14 protein-coding genes are annotated in these 14,896 nt (G+C 73.5%); 7 read left to right on the top strand and 7 right to left on the bottom strand.

Annotated elements, in window-relative coordinates:
- Nucleotides 1-51: 51 nt before the first annotated feature.
- Nucleotides 52-1,407 (top strand): C39 family peptidase, encoded by a 1,356-nt coding sequence (locus tag OG470_RS08885; protein WP_328422561.1) that lies wholly within the window; start codon nt 52-54, stop codon nt 1,405-1,407.
- 73 nt (nt 1,408-1,480) lie between these two features.
- Here the strand turns inward: OG470_RS08885 and OG470_RS08880 are convergent, their stop codons facing one another.
- The 3 genes from OG470_RS08880 to mqnE form a co-directional block, all read right to left on the bottom strand.
- On the bottom strand, nt 1,481-1,771 hold the full coding sequence (locus tag OG470_RS08880) for a DUF4229 domain-containing protein (RefSeq protein ID WP_328426232.1): 291 nt from the start codon (nt 1,769-1,771) through the stop codon (nt 1,481-1,483).
- Between the two features lie 71 nt (nt 1,772-1,842).
- Complete coding sequence (locus tag OG470_RS08875; protein ID WP_328422559.1) at nt 1,843-2,280, bottom strand: hypothetical protein; 438 nt, start codon at nt 2,278-2,280, stop codon at nt 1,843-1,845.
- A 23-nt stretch (nt 2,281-2,303) separates the two neighbouring features.
- Nucleotides 2,304-3,473 (bottom strand): aminofutalosine synthase MqnE, encoded by a 1,170-nt coding sequence (gene mqnE, locus OG470_RS08870; RefSeq protein ID WP_328422557.1) that lies wholly within the window; start codon nt 3,471-3,473, stop codon nt 2,304-2,306.
- A 234-nt stretch (nt 3,474-3,707) separates the two neighbouring features.
- Here mqnE and OG470_RS08865 point away from each other — a divergent pair, with 234 nt between their 5' ends.
- From OG470_RS08865 to OG470_RS08850, 4 genes are all read left to right on the top strand, one after another.
- Nucleotides 3,708-5,255, top strand: coding sequence for a C40 family peptidase (locus tag OG470_RS08865; protein ID WP_328422555.1), 1,548 nt, complete (start codon nt 3,708-3,710; stop codon nt 5,253-5,255).
- A 114-nt stretch (nt 5,256-5,369) separates the two neighbouring features.
- On the top strand, nt 5,370-6,860 hold the full coding sequence (locus tag OG470_RS08860; protein ID WP_328422553.1) for a hypothetical protein: 1,491 nt from the start codon (nt 5,370-5,372) through the stop codon (nt 6,858-6,860).
- Between the two features lie 251 nt (nt 6,861-7,111).
- Nucleotides 7,112-9,133, top strand: coding sequence for a DEAD/DEAH box helicase (locus tag OG470_RS08855; RefSeq protein WP_328422550.1), 2,022 nt, complete (start codon nt 7,112-7,114; stop codon nt 9,131-9,133).
- 114 nt (nt 9,134-9,247) lie between these two features.
- Nucleotides 9,248-9,868, top strand: coding sequence for a putative glycolipid-binding domain-containing protein (locus tag OG470_RS08850; RefSeq protein ID WP_328426230.1), 621 nt, complete (start codon nt 9,248-9,250; stop codon nt 9,866-9,868).
- 56 nt (nt 9,869-9,924) lie between these two features.
- Here the strand turns inward: OG470_RS08850 and OG470_RS08845 are convergent, their stop codons facing one another.
- The 3 genes from OG470_RS08845 to OG470_RS08835 all read right to left on the bottom strand — a co-directional run bounded on the left by OG470_RS08845 (nt 9,925) and on the right by OG470_RS08835 (nt 12,452).
- Nucleotides 9,925-11,016 carry a PLP-dependent cysteine synthase family protein gene (locus tag OG470_RS08845; RefSeq protein ID WP_328422549.1) on the bottom strand — a complete coding sequence of 364 codons (1,092 nt, stop codon included), beginning with the start codon at nt 11,014-11,016 and terminating at the stop codon, nt 9,925-9,927.
- Nucleotides 11,017-11,047: 31 nt separating this feature from the next.
- Nucleotides 11,048-11,878: an SDR family NAD(P)-dependent oxidoreductase gene (locus OG470_RS08840; protein ID WP_328422548.1), complete on the bottom strand. Its 831-nt coding sequence runs from the start codon at nt 11,876-11,878 to the stop codon at nt 11,048-11,050.
- 115 nt (nt 11,879-11,993) lie between these two features.
- Nucleotides 11,994-12,452: an Lrp/AsnC family transcriptional regulator gene (locus tag OG470_RS08835; RefSeq protein ID WP_328422547.1), complete on the bottom strand. Its 459-nt coding sequence runs from the start codon at nt 12,450-12,452 to the stop codon at nt 11,994-11,996.
- Between the two features lie 269 nt (nt 12,453-12,721).
- On the opposite strand from OG470_RS08835, the gene OG470_RS08830 reads away from it, so the two are divergent.
- Nucleotides 12,722-12,988, top strand: coding sequence for a BldC family transcriptional regulator (locus tag OG470_RS08830; RefSeq protein ID WP_328422546.1), 267 nt, complete (start codon nt 12,722-12,724; stop codon nt 12,986-12,988).
- Between the two features lie 100 nt (nt 12,989-13,088).
- Here OG470_RS08830 and OG470_RS08825 read toward each other — a convergent pair whose 3' ends face one another.
- Nucleotides 13,089-13,718 (bottom strand): UbiX family flavin prenyltransferase, encoded by a 630-nt coding sequence (locus tag OG470_RS08825; RefSeq protein WP_328422545.1) that lies wholly within the window; start codon nt 13,716-13,718, stop codon nt 13,089-13,091.
- A gap of 153 nt (nt 13,719-13,871) precedes the next feature.
- On the opposite strand from OG470_RS08825, the gene OG470_RS08820 reads away from it, so the two are divergent.
- Nucleotides 13,872-14,861 carry a terpene synthase family protein gene (locus OG470_RS08820; RefSeq protein WP_328422543.1) on the top strand — a complete coding sequence of 330 codons (990 nt, stop codon included), beginning with the start codon at nt 13,872-13,874 and terminating at the stop codon, nt 14,859-14,861.
- The last annotated feature ends 35 nt before the right edge of the window (nt 14,862-14,896 follow it).

The following is a 14,896-nucleotide window of genomic DNA, read 5'->3' as shown; positions in this document are numbered from 1 at the left end:
AAGCGGAACACTGACCAGCGACGATGTCCCTCTCGACACCGCGGAGCACCCATGGCCAGATCCCGCCTGCGCACGGCCGCCCTCGCCGGCGTCACCGCGCTCACCCTGCTCGCCACCGCCGCACCCGCGGTGGCGGCCCAACCGCTCACCGGCGGCCGTCCGCACCCCATCACCCACGACGAGCAGATCACGTTCCAGGACTGGTCCGGGCCGGCGGACTGGCACCGGGGCGACCGGGCCGGCACCCGCGTGGTGCCCGGCGCCCGATCGGGCCTCACCCTGGCTCGCCCCACCGGCACCACCGAGTACGCCGACCCGCACAGCGGCACCACCCGCAGCTGGGAGTACGGCACCTGGACCTCGCCGGTGACCCGGATCGGGTTCGACGCCACCGAGCTGATCGCCTCCTGGAACGCGGAGACCCCGGCCGGCACCTGGATCCAGGTGGAGATGCAGGGCAGCTACACCAGCGGTGACCAGACCCCTTGGTACGTCATGGGCCGCTGGGCGTCCGGCGACAACGACATCAAGCGGACCACCGTCAACCGGCAGGGCGACCCCTGGTCGACGATCTGGACCGACACCTTCAGCATCGACGACGCCACCGCCGGGGTGCTGCTGCGGTCGTACCAGTTGCGGCTGACCCTCTACCGCGCGCCCGGTCAGGCCGCCGCGCCGGTGGTCCGGATGCTCGGCGCGATGAGCTCGACCGTGCCGGACCGGTTCACCGTCACGCCGAGCGCCGGGCACATCGCCTGGGGCGTCGAGCTGCCGGTGCCGCGCTACTCGCAGAACGTGCACTCCGGGCACTACCCCGAGTACGACGGCGGTGGCGAGGCATGGTGCTCCCCGACCTCCACGGAGATGGTGGTCGAGTACTGGGGTCGGCGGCCGTCGGCGGCCGACACCTCCTGGGTGGACCCGACCTACCCCGACCCGACCGTCAACCACGCTGCGCGGATGACCTACGACTACGCGTACGACGGTGCCGGCAACTGGCCCTTCAACACCGCGTACGCGGCCAGCTTCCCCGGCCTGGAGGGTCGGGTGACCCGGATGCACTCGCTGGACGAACTGGAACGCTTCATCGCCGCCGGCATCCCGGTGGTGACCAGCCAGTCCTTCCTCGCCAGCGAGCTGGACGGGGCGAACTACGGCACCTCCGGGCACCTGTTCGTGGTGGTCGGCTTCACCGCTGACGGCGACGTGATCGTCAACGATCCCGCATCGTCCAGCAACGACGTGGTGCGCAACGTCTACAAGCGTGCCCAGTTCGAGCAGATCTGGCTGCGTACCAAGCGGACCAACGCCAGCGGCGGCGTCTCCGGCGGCTCGGGCGGCGTCGCGTACCTGATCAAGCCCACCTGGAAGGCCTGGCCGAAGGTCCCCGGCTCCACCAACTGGTGACCCACCCGGCCGAGCGCGTCTGATCAAGAGGTTTGCGTCACCGGGAGCCGTCCTGGTGACGCAAACCTCTTGATCAACGCGAGGGTCGGTCGGTGGGAGGCTCGGGGTCGGTGGAGGGTTGGTCGTCGCCGGCCAGGGCGGAGCGGAGACGCTCCTTCTCGCTGCGGCGGCGCTCCGCCGCGTCGGCCATCTCCTCGCCCATCTCGTCCCGCCAGCCACGCAGCAGGAAGAAGGAGAGCGCGGCGGAGAAGGCGAGCGCCAGCATCAGCTTCAGGAACACGTTCATGTCGATCAGCCAGAGGCCCGCCAGCACGGCGACGAACAGCCCGATCCGGCCCAGCGTGTACTTGACCGCCGCGCTCACCTGCACCACTCCGTTCTCCGTCACCCGCCGGTGCCGGCGGAAGAATCGATCCGCCCGGCGGGCGGTCGGGGTCAGCCGGTCCGGCGGGCCAGCCAGCGGACGCCCGGGAACCAGACCGCCGCGTACGCCACGGTGAACGCCGCCGCCGCCAACGCTCCGGAGAGCAGCGGCGGCAACCCGGCGCCCAGACCGGCGATCAGCAACCCGGCGAACACCCCGACGGCGGCGGCGACCAACGCCGCCACCACCCGGGCCGCGCCGAACTCCCAGGCCCGGAAGTCGTCCCAGAACAGCCAGGCCGGCAGGATCACCGCCAACCAGCCGTTGGTATGCCCGAAGTCGCCGGCGCCCATCGAGGCGAACGCCCAGTCGAACAGCACGAGCGCCAGCGCGCCGATGACCAGGCCGGCCAGACACACCCCGAGCAGATCGCCCAGGGTACGGACGCGCCCCTCGGCGTCCCGGCGGGGGAACCCGCTCTGCTGCTCGGACTTACGCTGCTCGGTCATCGACTGCGAGGGTACGTGGTGACTCAGGCCCAGACCTGCTGCGGCTCGGCACGGCGCTCGGCCAGCGACGGTGCCTTGTCGTACTCCCGGACCACGTTGTAGCGGGTGTCCCGCTCGACCGGCTGGAATCCGGCGTCCCAGATCAGGTGCAGCAGGTCATCGCGGTGCATGGTGTTCGGGGTGCCGTACGAGTCGGCGTCGTGGGTGATCTTGTATTCGACAACCGAGCCGTCCAGGTCGTCCACGCCGAAGTTCAGCGAGAGCTGGGCCACCGAGAGCCCGTGCATCACCCAGAAGTTCTTCACGTGCGGCACGTTGTCGAAGAGCAGCCGAGAGACGGCGAACGTCTTCAGCGACTCGGCCGGCGAGGCCATCGTGGTGCGCGCCTGGATCTTGTTACGGATCTTGCCGTCCGCCGAGTCCACGAAGTCGTGCTGGTAGCGCAGCGGGATGAAGACCGCGAAGCCGCCGGTCTCGTCCTGCAACTCGCGCAGCCGCAGCACGTGGTCGACCCGGTGCCGGGGCTCCTCGATGTGGCCGTACAGCATCGTCGCCGGGGTCTTCATGCCCTTGCTGTGCGCCAGGGCGTGGATCCGCGACCAGTCCTCCCAGTGGCAGGCGTGGTCGACGATGTGCTGCCGGACCTCCCAGTCGAAGATCTCCGCGCCGCCGCCGGTCAGCGACTCCAGACCGGCGTCCATCAGCTCGTCGAGGATCTCGTCGGCACTCAGACCGCTGATCTTCTCGAACCACTGCACCTCGGTCGCGGTGAAGCACTTGAGCTTGACGTTCGGCAGCGCCGCCTTCAGCTCGCGCAGCACCTTGGGGTAGTAACGCCAGGGCAGGGTCGGGTGCAGGCCGTTGACGATGTGCAGCTCGGTGAGCTGCTCATCCTCCATCTCCTTGGCCTTGCGGACGGCCTCGTCGATGCGCATCGTGTACGCGTCCTTCTCGCCCGGCTTGCGCTGGAACGAGCAGTACGCACAGGACGCCGAGCAGACGTTGGTCAGGTTGAGATGCCGGTTGACGTTGAACATCACCCGGTCGCCGTTGAGCTCGGTGCGCTTGTGATGAGCCAGCCGCCCCAGCCAGGTCAGGTCATCGCTGTCGTATAGGGCGACCCCGTCCTCCCGGGTCAGCCGCTCACCGGCGTACACCTTCGCTTCGAGCTCACGCTTGAGTCCGGCGTCCATGGCACGTCCCTTCCACCTGCGGTCCCGGTCGAGCGTACGTCGGGACGCCGACAGCCCCGGCGGCACGGTCGCCGGAGGCGACCCACTTCACCAGACTCTCAGCCTCCCGTAACCCGGCGATGCATCGACATCACTGCCCCGTTGCGGTAAGACAGGGTGGGGCGGAACACACTGGTACCGTCCCGACGGCTGCGCCCTTGGGGCGCGGCGACGGGCTGCGGGACGGGGAGCGGAATGGTCGACAGCGAGCGCGGGCGACGGCAGCGACGACGGAGCCCGGTGATCTCGCCGGTGCTGCGCCCGAGGCTCTGGGCCGCCCTGCTCGGGGCGATCGCCGCCGCGGTGCTGGCCACCCCCGCGTACGCCGAACCCGGGCTGCCGACCACAGTGCCCGACACCGGCGCGCGCCCGGCGGTGGCCGGCGCGCTCCAACTGCCCGGCGGCGCGCCCGTCGCCGGCATCCCGGTCCCGCCGGTCGTCAACGTCGGCACGGGCCCGCTGGCCGCCCAGATCTCCGCCGGTGAAATCCAGGTCGGCACGCTCGGCGAGGCGCTGCTGCTGAGCCGGCAGAAACGCACCGACGCGCAGGCGCAGCTCCAAGCGGCCGGCAAGATGCTGGAGACCGCGCAGGACACCCTGCTCCGGGCTCAGCAGGCCGCCGACGTGGCCGCCTCGGACGCGATCAAGGCAGCCGCCGCGCTGCCGCCCGGCGACCTCGCCGACGACATCCAGGGGCTGAGCCGGCTCCAGCAGATCACCCGCGGCGAGAAGGTCGCGGGCGGCACCACCGGGGTGGCCGGGGAACTGTCCCGGGCCCGCAACGGCGAGCAGCTCGCCTACCAGGCGCACACCGCGGCCAAGGCCCGGGTCGACGCCGCCGAGGCGGAGTTCACCGCTGGCGATCAGGCACTGCGCACGGCCGAGGCCAGCCTGCTCAAACTGCGCCGGGACAACGCCGCGCAGCTGATCCAGATCGAGCGCCAGCAGGAGGCCGTCGAGCAGCAGCTCGGTGCCGGCTACGTGGCGGGTCAGAGCGTCAGTGGGATGGCCGCGCACCCGCGGGCGCTGGCTGCGGTCGCGTACGCCCTGGCCCAGCTCGGCGACCCGTACAAGTGGTCGGAGGAGGGGCCGGACCGGTTCGACTGCTCCGGTCTCATGTGGGCGGCGTACCGGTCCCCGGGCGCCGACTACTTCGACCTGCCCCGCGTCTCCCGGGACCAGTACGCGGCCACCCGGTCGCGGACCGTGCCGCAGGCCGCGCTGCTCCCCGGCGACCTGCTCTTCTTCGCCTCGGGCAGCAGCTACACCACGATCCACCACGTCGGCATGTACATCGGCAACGGCAAGATGGTGCAGGCGCCCACCACCGGCGACGTCGTCAAGATCTCGGTCGTCTCCTGGTCCCGGCTGTACGCCGCCACCCGGGTGATCGGCGCGGTGCCGGCCCCGATCGTGCCGACCCCGCCGCCCAGCGCGACCCCGAAGCCGACGCCCACCACCAAGCCGACGCCGACGCCGACCGGCTCGGCCACCCCGACGCCCACGGGCAGCGCGACGCCGACGCCGACGCCGACCGGCAGCACCTCGCCGAGCCCGTCGCCCAGCCCGACCCAGACCCCGACGACCCCGCCGCCGACGACCCCGCCGCCGCCGACCAGCGCACCGGCCACCTCGTCCCCGGCCAGCTCGTCCCCGGCCAGCGAGCCGTCGGCCAGCCGGAGCGGGGCAGCCAGCGACAGCCCGGCCGCGAGCACGGAGGGCAGCCCGAGCACCGAAAGCTGACCCGCCACGTTTGGCTCCGGCTGTCCGCTCGGGGCGATCTGTGGCACCGTGACATCCATGCACACCCGGCCCGACGTCACGGGTGCGGGTGCGGGTGCGGCACGGAGGGCGGAGATGGCCGAGCAGAGTGATCCGGCGGAGACTGTCGACCCTGTCGCCATCGACCGGGCCGATCCAGCGGAGCCCGCAGACCCGGCACCCACCAGCGACGCCGAGTCGGCCGCCAGCGAGGCCTCCGCCGCTTCCGCCACCGCCGACACCCCCGACAACACCGGCGCCGCCGGGGACGCTCCGGACTCGGACGCCGGGCAGCCGGCACCCGAGGACGCTCGCCCTGACCCGGCTGCCGTCCCGGTACGAGCCCGGGCGAGTGTCGCGACCGCCGCCGCGCTGACCGGTGACCTTCCGGCCAGCGCTCCGGCCAGCGCGACCACCTACCGGGCGACCGGTTCCGCCACGCCGGCCGGTGCGCTGCCCGGGCAGCGGGACGGTTCGACGGCCTCGGCCCGGGCCAGCGCCACGGTGCCCGGCAGCAGTCGAGTCACGGCCGGAACGGCGGGCACCCCGGACCCTCGGGCGAGCGCGCCCGCCATCTACCGGTCCGGTCCGGTGAACCCGGAGCCGCCGGAGCCGGTGCAGCCGCCGGAGCCCGCCCAGCCGCCCACGCCGCCGACCCCGGAGCCGGAGCCGATCCCCGCACCACCCGGGCCAGGGCCGACCCCGCCGTCGCGGCCCGAGCCGGAGCCCGGGCCGACCCCGCCGTCGCGGCCCGAACCGGGGCCTGCGCCGACCCCGGTGCCGTACCCGCCCGGCCCGGCGCCGACGCCAGGGCCTCGGCCCACGCCACCACCCGGCCCGGTGCCGCCCGTCCCGGGCCCGCCCACACCGCCGCCCTCGCCGTTGCCGCCCATCCCGGGCCCGCCGGCTCCACCAGTGCCCGGTCCGCCGGTGCCGCCGCCCGGCCCGCCGGTGCCCGCGCCACCACCGCCGCCCGGGCCGATGCCGGCACCGCCGTTCCCGCCGCCACCGGCGATGCCCGGCACTCTGCCGGGCGTCCGTGCCACCGCGTCGGTCTCCGCACCACCGGCCGGTTGGCCGTCCGCGGCCGTCGCGGCGCAGCCGACCTCGGCCGGCGGCAGGGCCAAGGCACCCGTCTCCGCACCACCGGTGGTGCCCGCGCCCGCGCTGCCCAGCTGGCCGCCATCCACCACCGGCGCTCCCCAGTCGTACGCAAGCGGCGTCGGCGTGTCCCGGCCGACCGTTTCGCCGGCCCACCCGGTGGCCGGGCGGCCAGCGGGGCGGGGCGCGCCCGGCGGACGGTACGACGGCGGCCCGGACCTGGCTGGCACCGTCTACGCCGGCGGGGACGGGCCGGGCTTCGCCACGATCGCGCTGCCGGCCAACGCGGTGGAGAACTCCGGCTCGCTGACCGGGCACATCCTGGCCCAGGGCTGGGCGGACACGCCGGCTGAGCGCTCCAGGACCACCCGCGTGGTGATCGTCCTGGCCGCCGCGCTGGGGCTGCTGGTGGCGATCAGCGTGCTGATCGTCCTGCTCGCCAACAACGCCCTGGACGGTCTGATGGGCAGCGTGCTCAGCGGCTGAGCCGGCGACCGTAGGCGATGGTGAGTCCGCCCACTACCGTCGGTCAACCGGCTGGCGACTCCGCCAGACCGCCGTACACTGGGCGAGATCACTGACCCGGCGCGCGTGATGCGCGCCCATGGGCGATCTTGCGGGCGATCCGGCGGTACAGCCGCGGCGGGCCATCGCGAAGATGCGCCCCGCTCGAAAGGCATTTGTTGACCACCTCTGCTGACCCCAGCATCGTTCCGTCCGTTTTCAACCCCGCCCCGGTGACGGCCGACGCCTCCCCGGAGACGACCGACGCCACCTCGACGGAGGCCGGCACCGCGCCGGCGCCGACCGCCGCCGAGCAGATCGACTTCGCCGCGCTCGGCCTGCCCGAACCCCTGGTCCGCGCGCTGGCGCGCCAGGGCATCACCACCCCGTTCGAGATCCAGCGGGCCACCGTTCCGGACGCGCTCGCCGGCCGGGACGTGCTGGGCCGCGGGCAGACCGGTTCGGGCAAGACGCTCGCCTTCGGCCTGCCGCTGCTGGCCCGGGTCGCCGCCGCCAAGCCGGCCCGGCCGCTGCGGCCGCGCGCCCTGGTCCTGGTCCCGACCCGGGAGTTGGCCATGCAGGTCAACGACGCCCTGCTGCCGCTGGGCAAGGCGCTCAACGTGTTCCTGAAGACCGCCGTCGGTGGGGTTCCGTACGACCGCCAGATCGACGCGCTGCGGCGCGGCGTGGAGATCATCGTGGCGACCCCGGGCCGGCTCGGCGACCTGATCGAGCGGGGCATCTGCCAGCTCGACGACGTCGAGGTCACGGTGCTGGACGAGGCCGACCAGATGGCCGACATGGGCTTCCTGCCCGAGGTGACCGACCTGCTGGCGAAGACGCCCGCGAACGGTCAGCGGCTGCTCTTCTCGGCCACCCTGGACGGTGACGTCGACGCGTTGGTCAGGCGGTTCATGACCGACCCGGTGACCCACTCCACGGCGCCGTCCACCGCCTCGGTGTCCACCATGGACCACCACATGCTGTTGATCCCGCCGCACGACAAGTTCCCGGTGGCTGCCTCGATCGCCGCCCGGGATGGCCGGACCATGGTCTTCGCCCGCACCCAGTTGGGCGTGGACCGGCTGGTCGAGCAGCTCGCCGCGGTCGGCGTACGGGCCGGTGGGCTGCACGGCGGCAAGACCCAGCGGATGCGCACCAAGACCCTGGCCGAGTTCCGTGAGGGCCGGATGAACGTCCTGGTCGCCACCGACGTGGCGGCCCGGGGCATCCACGTGGACGGGGTCACCCTGGTGCTGCACGTGGACCCGCCGAAGGACCCCAAGGACTACCTGCACCGCGCCGGGCGTACCGCCCGGGCCGGCGAGTCGGGCGCGGTCGCCACGCTGGTGCTGCCCAAGCAGCGCCGCACCACCCTGGCCATGCTGGAGAAGGCCGGCGTCGCGCCGGCCGAGACCCGGGTCAAGGCCGGCGACCCGGTGCTGGCCGAGCTGATCGGCGCCCGTGCGCCGAGCGGCGTCCCGGTTCGCGTGGAGGCGGAGCCCCGTGGCTTCGGCGACCGCTCCGGCGGCTCGCGCCGCTTCGACGACCGGTCCGGGGGCCCGCGCCGCTTCGGCGACCGCCCGAGTGGTGACCGCCGGTTCGGCGACCGCTCGCAGGGTGAGCGGCGCTACGGCGACCGCCCGACGGGCGAGCGGCGCTTCGGCGGCCGTCCGCAGGGTGAGCGGCGCTTCGGCGACCGCCCGACGGGCGAGCGGCAGTACGGCGACCGTCCGACCGGCGAGCGCCGCTACAGCGACCGTCCGCAGGGCGACCGGGGTTACGGCGACCGACCGCAGGGTGAGCGCCGCTTCGGCGACCGGCCGCAGGGCGACCGGCAGTACGGCGACCGCCCGACCGGCGAGCGCCGCTACGGCGACCGGCCGCAGGGCGACCGCCCGACCGGCGACCGGGGCTACGGGGACCGTCCGACCGGTGAGCGTCGTTACGCCGATCGGGACACTCGGGGTTACGGCGATCGGCCGCAGGGCGAGCGCCGGTTCGGGGACCGACCGCAGTTCGGCGACCGGGACGGCAGGGGCGACCGCCCGACCGGCGAGCGGCGCTACGGCGACCGTCCGCAGGGCGACCGGCAGCAGGGCGACCGGCCCGCCGGGGAGCGGCGCTTCGCGGACCGGGACTCCCGGGGCGGCTTCCGCTCCGAGGGCCGTGGTCGGGACGACCGGCCGCGCGATGACCGGCCGCGTGACGACCGGCGCGGCTTCGGTGGGCGACCGCCGGCCCGTACCCACTGATGATCTGACGCACTGATCGACCGGACGCCGTCGCGGAGCCCACGCTCCGCGGCGGCGTTCGCGCATGCCCTGCCGATGACGGCCCGGTCGCGTAACGTCCGGCTCATGGCGACCATGCCGAAGTCGATCTTCTGGTCCCGGACGGACACCGCCGGCAGCGAGCAGGCCCTGCTCGACGACGGCCACGGGTTGGCGGCCCGGGGCACCCTGCTCGCCGTGGACCCGATCCCCTGGACCGCCCGCTACCAGCTGACCACCACGCCGGACTGGACCACCACCCGGGTGGAGGTCGAGGTCGAAGGGCTGGGCTGGCTGCGCAGAGTGACGCTGGAGCGGGCCGCGGACCGGTGGCGGGTGACCACCGCCGAGCAGGGCGACCTGGACGCGGCGCTGACCGCGGCCGGTCACCCCCGGACGGGCCTGCCGGGCACCGACGACCCGGACCGGCTGGCCGACGCGCTCGACGTGGACCTGAGCGGGTCACCGCTGTTCAACGCCCTCCCGGTCCACCGGCTCGGGCTGGCCGCCGGGCCGGCCGACCGGCCACACCGGATCACCGTGGCGTGGGTTCTGCTGCCTGGCCTGGAGGTGGTGCCGGCCGAGCAGATCTACACCGGGCTCGGGCCGGGCCGGGTGCGGTTCGCCAGCGGCACCTTCACCGCCGACATCGACCTGGATGCCGACGGCTACGTGGTGCGCTACCCCGGGCTGGCCGAACGGATCGACCCGCGCTGAACGGGCGACCCGACCCGCGAGGGGCGCCCGCGACCGGCGAACCCCGTCGGCACGGCTCAGGCGGGCCAGGCGCCGCTGGTCAGGAACCGTTCGACGATGGCCAGGTGCGGCGCGAGGTCGAGGCCCTGAGCGCTCACCCAGTCGTCGTCGTAGTACGTGTCGGCGTACCGATCGCCAGCGTCGCAGATCAGGGTGACGACCGAGCCGGCCCGGCCCTCGGCGAGCATCCCGGCGATCAGGCCGAACGCGCCCCACAGGTTGGTGCCGGTGGAGCCACCCACCCGGCGGCCGAGCACCGCCGAGCCGGCCCGCATGGCGGCCAGCGACGCGGCATCCTGCACCTGGACCATCCGGTCCACCACCGACGGCAGGAAGGACGCCTCCACGGTGGGACGGCCGATCCCCTCGATCCGGGATCCCTTCCCGGTACGCACCGACCAGTCGGCAGCCAGCCAGGCCGGGTAGAACGCGGAGTTCTCCGGGTCCACGACGCAGAGTTTGGTGGCCAGTCGGCGATAGCGGGCGTACCGGCCGATGGTGGCACTGGTGCCCCCGGTGCCGGCGCCCACCACGACCCAGGTGGGGATCGGGTGCCGTTCCAGCTCCAACTGCGCGTAGATCGACTCGGCGATGTTGTTGTTGCCCCGCCAGTCGGTGGCCCGCTCGGCGTAGGTGAACTGGTCCATGAAGTGGCCGCCGGAGTCTTCGGCCAGCCAGCGGGCCTCGACCACCACGGTCGCGGGGTCGTCCACCAGGTGGCACCGGCCGCCCTGGAACTCGATCTGCGCGATCTTCTCCGGTGAGGTGGAGGCGGGCATCACCGCGATGAACGGCAGCCCGAGCATCCGGGCGAAGTACGCCTCGGAGACCGCCGTGGAGCCGGAGGACGCCTCGACGATCGTGGTACGCGGCCCGATCCAGCCGTTGCAGAGCCCGTACAGGAACAGCGACCGGGCCAGCCGGTGCTTCAGCGAGCCGGTCGGGTGCACCGACTCGTCCTTGAGGTAGAGGTCGATCCCCCATGCCCGAGGCAGCGGGAACGGCAGCAGGTGGGTGTCGGCCGAGCGGTTCGCGTCCGCCTCGACGGCGGCGATCGCTTCGGTCACCCAGGTCCGGCTGGCCTCGTCGCACCGGTCGAGATGAGTCACGCGGGAAACCTAGCAAGCAGCCGTCAGCTGGTCAGCTCCGGTCCGGCGGGGTGGCCCGGCGCGACTGGCGGCGCTGTCCGGCCCGGCCGACGGCCTGGACGAGTGGGGTCAGCGCGACGGCCAGCCGGGGCAGGGTGTCCAGCAGCCGGACCTGCGCTCCCCGCCAGCGCGGCAGGCTGACCACCGGGCGTGGTCGCCGGGCCAGTCGGACCGCCCGGGCGGCCACCCGCTCCGGGGTCAGCAGCGACCCGGTGAACGACGCCAGCGCCCCGGGGTCGTCCAGCCGGTCGTGCAGCATCGGGGTCCAGATGCCGTCCGGGCAGAGGCAGGAGACGTGCACCCGCCGGTAACCGGCCATCCGCAGGTCGGACAGGATGCCGAGGCTGAACGCCAACAGCGCGTGTTTGCTGGCCGCGTACACCGTCTCGCCGGGCGCGGCGACCAGCCCGGCCAGCGAGACGACGTTCAGCACGTGGCCGTGCCCCTGCCCGCGCATCACCGCGAGCGCCGCGAGGGTGCCGTTCATGGCGCCGAGCGCGTTCACGTCGAGCACCCGGCGGCGGGTCGGGCCGTCGTGCTCCCAGGCGGGGCCGGTGACCAGGATGCCGGCGTTGTTGACCCATAGGCCGAGGGCGCCACGGCTCGCCGCGGTCGCCGCGATCTCGGCGCAGGCGTTCTCGTCCCGGACGTCCAGCGCGGCGGACCAGCCGCCGAGCGGCGCGGCGGCGGCCGCCACGGCGTCCGCGTCGAGGTCGGTGAGCAGCACCGACCAGCCGTCGGCGTGCAGCGCGGCGGCGACGGCGCGACCCAGGCCGCCGGCAGCCCCGGTCACAACGGCCGCTCCACGTCCCGGCAAGGTCATCGGCGCACGCTACCGCCGGCCGGGCAGGCGGCACCAGGGCCGACCGGCCACGCTGCCGGACCACCGATGCCGGGTCCGGGGGTACGCCGACGGCCGGGTGGGCGGTACGCGGGGGTCAGGCCGGCGGCGAGCCGACGGGCTGGGGGCGGTTCTCCCACTTCGTTGAGAGCGCGATGGCGGTCCGGGTGGAGGCGACCCCGGGCGTCCGGTTCAGCCGCACGATCAGCTGCTCCAACTCGGCGATGGTGCCGACCCGCGCCTTGAGCAGGAACGACTCCACACCTGCCATGAAGTAGCAGGACTCGATCTCGGGCAGCACCCGGAGCGACTCGAGCATGTCGTCGCTGTCTGCGCCCGAGTCCTCGACGATGCCGATGAGCGCGGTGACACCCAGCCCGATCGCCTCCGGCGCCACGTCCGCGCGGTAGCCCCGGATCACGCCGCTGCTCTCCAGCTTGCCGACCCGTTCGTGCACGGCCGGGGCGGAGAGGCCTACCTGCCGGGCCAACTCGGCGTACGAGAGGCGGGCGTTGCCGCGCAGCAGGTCGACGAGGCTGAGGTCGATGGCGTCCACGGAGAGTGACCTTAACCGGTTGGGCGTAACGCGACGCCTTCGGCATCCGTTGCACACAGCAGTGAGTAACTGTTCACAAACAGACAGTGAAGGTAGGGGTTACGCCAGTAGCATTTACTAACTTCCCACTCAGTGCGTTTTTCGCGTTTGGCGGACAGGCCAGGTCCCTGGTGCTGTAATTGCCATACGTCCCTCATGACGGCTCTGGGCTCGCACCAGCCGGGGGCAGTGTGTTCAGCCAGGGGCTTCGTCGACGCGAGGAGGGGGCTGTGGACACTGGAGATCGCCTGCTGACACCGGGTGAGGTCGCCGCGCTGTTTCGGGTGGACCCGAAGACTGTGACGAGATGGGCGGCGGCCGGCCGGATAGGAAGCATCCGGACTCCAGGCGGGCATCGCCGGTTTCGGGAATCCGAGGTGCGAGCCCTGCTTGAGGGGGAGGGCATGCTGGACGAGGTGGACGAGGTCGGAAAGTCACGCAATGTGGGACCGGCCGCCTCCACTGGGCCGGGTCCGGCCAACGCCGGCATGTACTGAACTGGTGCGGACAACGCCACGCGGACCGGGCATCAGTCCGGTCCGCGTCCCACTACGACCAGTCGTCCGGCCGCAGGACCGGTCGGGCTGAGCGGACGGCTCAGCTCCGGGCCGCGCCGAGCTGGCCGGACCACCGTCGGAACAGAGTGTGCGGGACGGCGAGCGCGTCCAGCACCTTGCCGGCCACGAAGTCGACCAACTGCTGGGCGCTGGCCGACGCGCCCGCGCCGTAGAAGCCCGGGCTGGCCGGCAGCACCACCGCGCCGGCGTCGTGCAGTGCGATCAGGTGCTCCAGGTGGCTACGGGTCACCGGCGTCTCCCGGGGGACCACCACCACCGGCCGGCGTTCCTTGAGGTTGACCTCGGCAGCACGCTGCAACAGGTCCTTGGAGAGCCCGATCGCGATGCCGGCACAGGCCGCCGTACTGGCCGGCACCACGGCCATTCCGCGTACCCGGTAGGAGCCGCTGCTCGGCCCGGCGGCCAGGTCACCCGCCGGCCAGTGCCGCAGGTCCACGCCGGTCAGGTCCCGGCCGAGCCAGGCGGCGAGATCCTCGGCCCAGTGCGCGTCGCGGAACGGCCGCCCGGTCTCGTCGAGCAGGGTCAGCCGCGCCGCCCGGGACACGATCAGGTCCACCGCCTCGCCCGCGTCGAGCAGCCCGCCGATGACGGCCGCCGCGTACGGCGTGCCGGAGGCCCCGGAGACTCCGACCACCCATGGTTCCCGCATGCCTTCCAGCCTGCCTGGTCGGGCTCGTGCGTCGGCGGGCACCCCCGGGATCGCTGGTCGCCCGAGTTGTCCGGGGGGTACCTGTGCATCCCGTCGACCTGAGATGCTGCCGGTGGCGATTCGCACCGGCAGCAGATCGCACAGGAGGCATCGGTGACGACCGGCAAGGTCCTCTGGACGCTACGCGCCGAGTGTCCGATCCCGGCCCGGCTCTCGCCGCACGCCGACCGGGTGCAGGAGTGGCTGCTCGGCCTGCTGCCCGAGCTGGGCCTGCCGCTGGACGACGCCGCGCTGCACCGGCTGACCCGGGGCGCCTTCGCCCGGTACGCCGGCCGGCTCTATCCGGACGCGAGCGAGGCCGACCTGCGTGTGCTGACCGCCCTGTTCACCTGGTTCTTCCTGGTCGACGACGCCTGCGACGGGCCGGGCCGGCTCGACCCGAGCCAGATCCGGGCGCTGCGCAACGGCACGCTGGCGTTGCTGCACGACGGCCCCCGGCCACGGCACGCCGGGCTGACCGGTCCGCTGCGACGGCTGCTGGTGCTGGCCTGGCGAGAGCCGCGCCGTCGGATGCCGGCCCGGTGGCGACTGCGCTTCGCCGACGCGGTGGCCCGGCATCTCGACGGCACCTGGCGGGAGGCGGTCAACAAGGAGGCCGGCCACCGGCCCGGCGTCACTGAGTACGTCGAGTTGCGGCGGGCCACCTCGGCGGCGGACGTGTCCTACCCGCTGGTGGAGTTCGTCAGCGGCCGACCGCTGCCCGACCCGGTCTACCACCACCCGCTGCTGCGCCAGCTCGCCCACACCGGCAACGACCTGCTCTCCTGGTACAACGACCTGGCCTCGCTGGACCGGGACCGGGCCACCGCGGGCGGGCACAACCTGGTCCTGGCCATGCAGGACGAGTGGGGCCTGTCGCCCGCGACGGCGGTCGACCGGGTGGCGGAGCGCTGGCGGGAGTCGATGCGGCACTTCGTCGCGCTGCGGGCCGCAGTGCCGTCGTTCGGCCCGGCGCTGGACGAGGCGGTCACCGACCACCTCGACGGGGTGGCCGACGCGGTGCGCGGCACCATCGAGTGGACGCTGGAGAGTGGGCGCTACCCCACCGAGCATCCCGAGCCCGCCGGCACGTCCCAGCCCTGACCGAGCCGGCCCGGACCGCGCCGCAGGGGGTCGGG

This window comes from Micromonospora sp. NBC_00389 (genome assembly GCF_036059255.1).
Lineage (GTDB): Bacteria > Actinomycetota > Actinomycetes > Mycobacteriales > Micromonosporaceae > Micromonospora.
Note: the sequence above shows the minus strand (reverse complement) of the source record. Positions and strands in the feature narration are given on the sequence as shown.

Bases quoted from the DNA above. Each gene is read 5' to 3' on its own strand.
- OG470_RS08885 (WP_328422561.1), top strand. From the start codon at position 52: ATGGCCAGATCCCGCCTGCGCACGGCCGCCCTCGCCGGCGTCACCGCG.
- OG470_RS08875 (WP_328422559.1), bottom strand. From the start codon at position 2,280: ATGACCGAGCAGCGTAAGTCCGAGCAGCAGAGCGGGTTCCCCCGCCGG.
- mqnE (WP_328422557.1), bottom strand. From the start codon at position 3,473: ATGGACGCCGGACTCAAGCGTGAGCTCGAAGCGAAGGTGTACGCCGGT.
- OG470_RS08865 (WP_328422555.1), top strand. From the start codon at position 3,708: ATGGTCGACAGCGAGCGCGGGCGACGGCAGCGACGACGGAGCCCGGTG.
- OG470_RS08860 (WP_328422553.1), top strand. From the start codon at position 5,370: ATGGCCGAGCAGAGTGATCCGGCGGAGACTGTCGACCCTGTCGCCATC.
- OG470_RS08850 (WP_328426230.1), top strand. From the start codon at position 9,248: ATGCCGAAGTCGATCTTCTGGTCCCGGACGGACACCGCCGGCAGCGAG.
- OG470_RS08840 (WP_328422548.1), bottom strand. From the start codon at position 11,878: ATGACCTTGCCGGGACGTGGAGCGGCCGTTGTGACCGGGGCTGCCGGC.
- OG470_RS08825 (WP_328422545.1), bottom strand. From the start codon at position 13,718: ATGCGGGAACCATGGGTGGTCGGAGTCTCCGGGGCCTCCGGCACGCCG.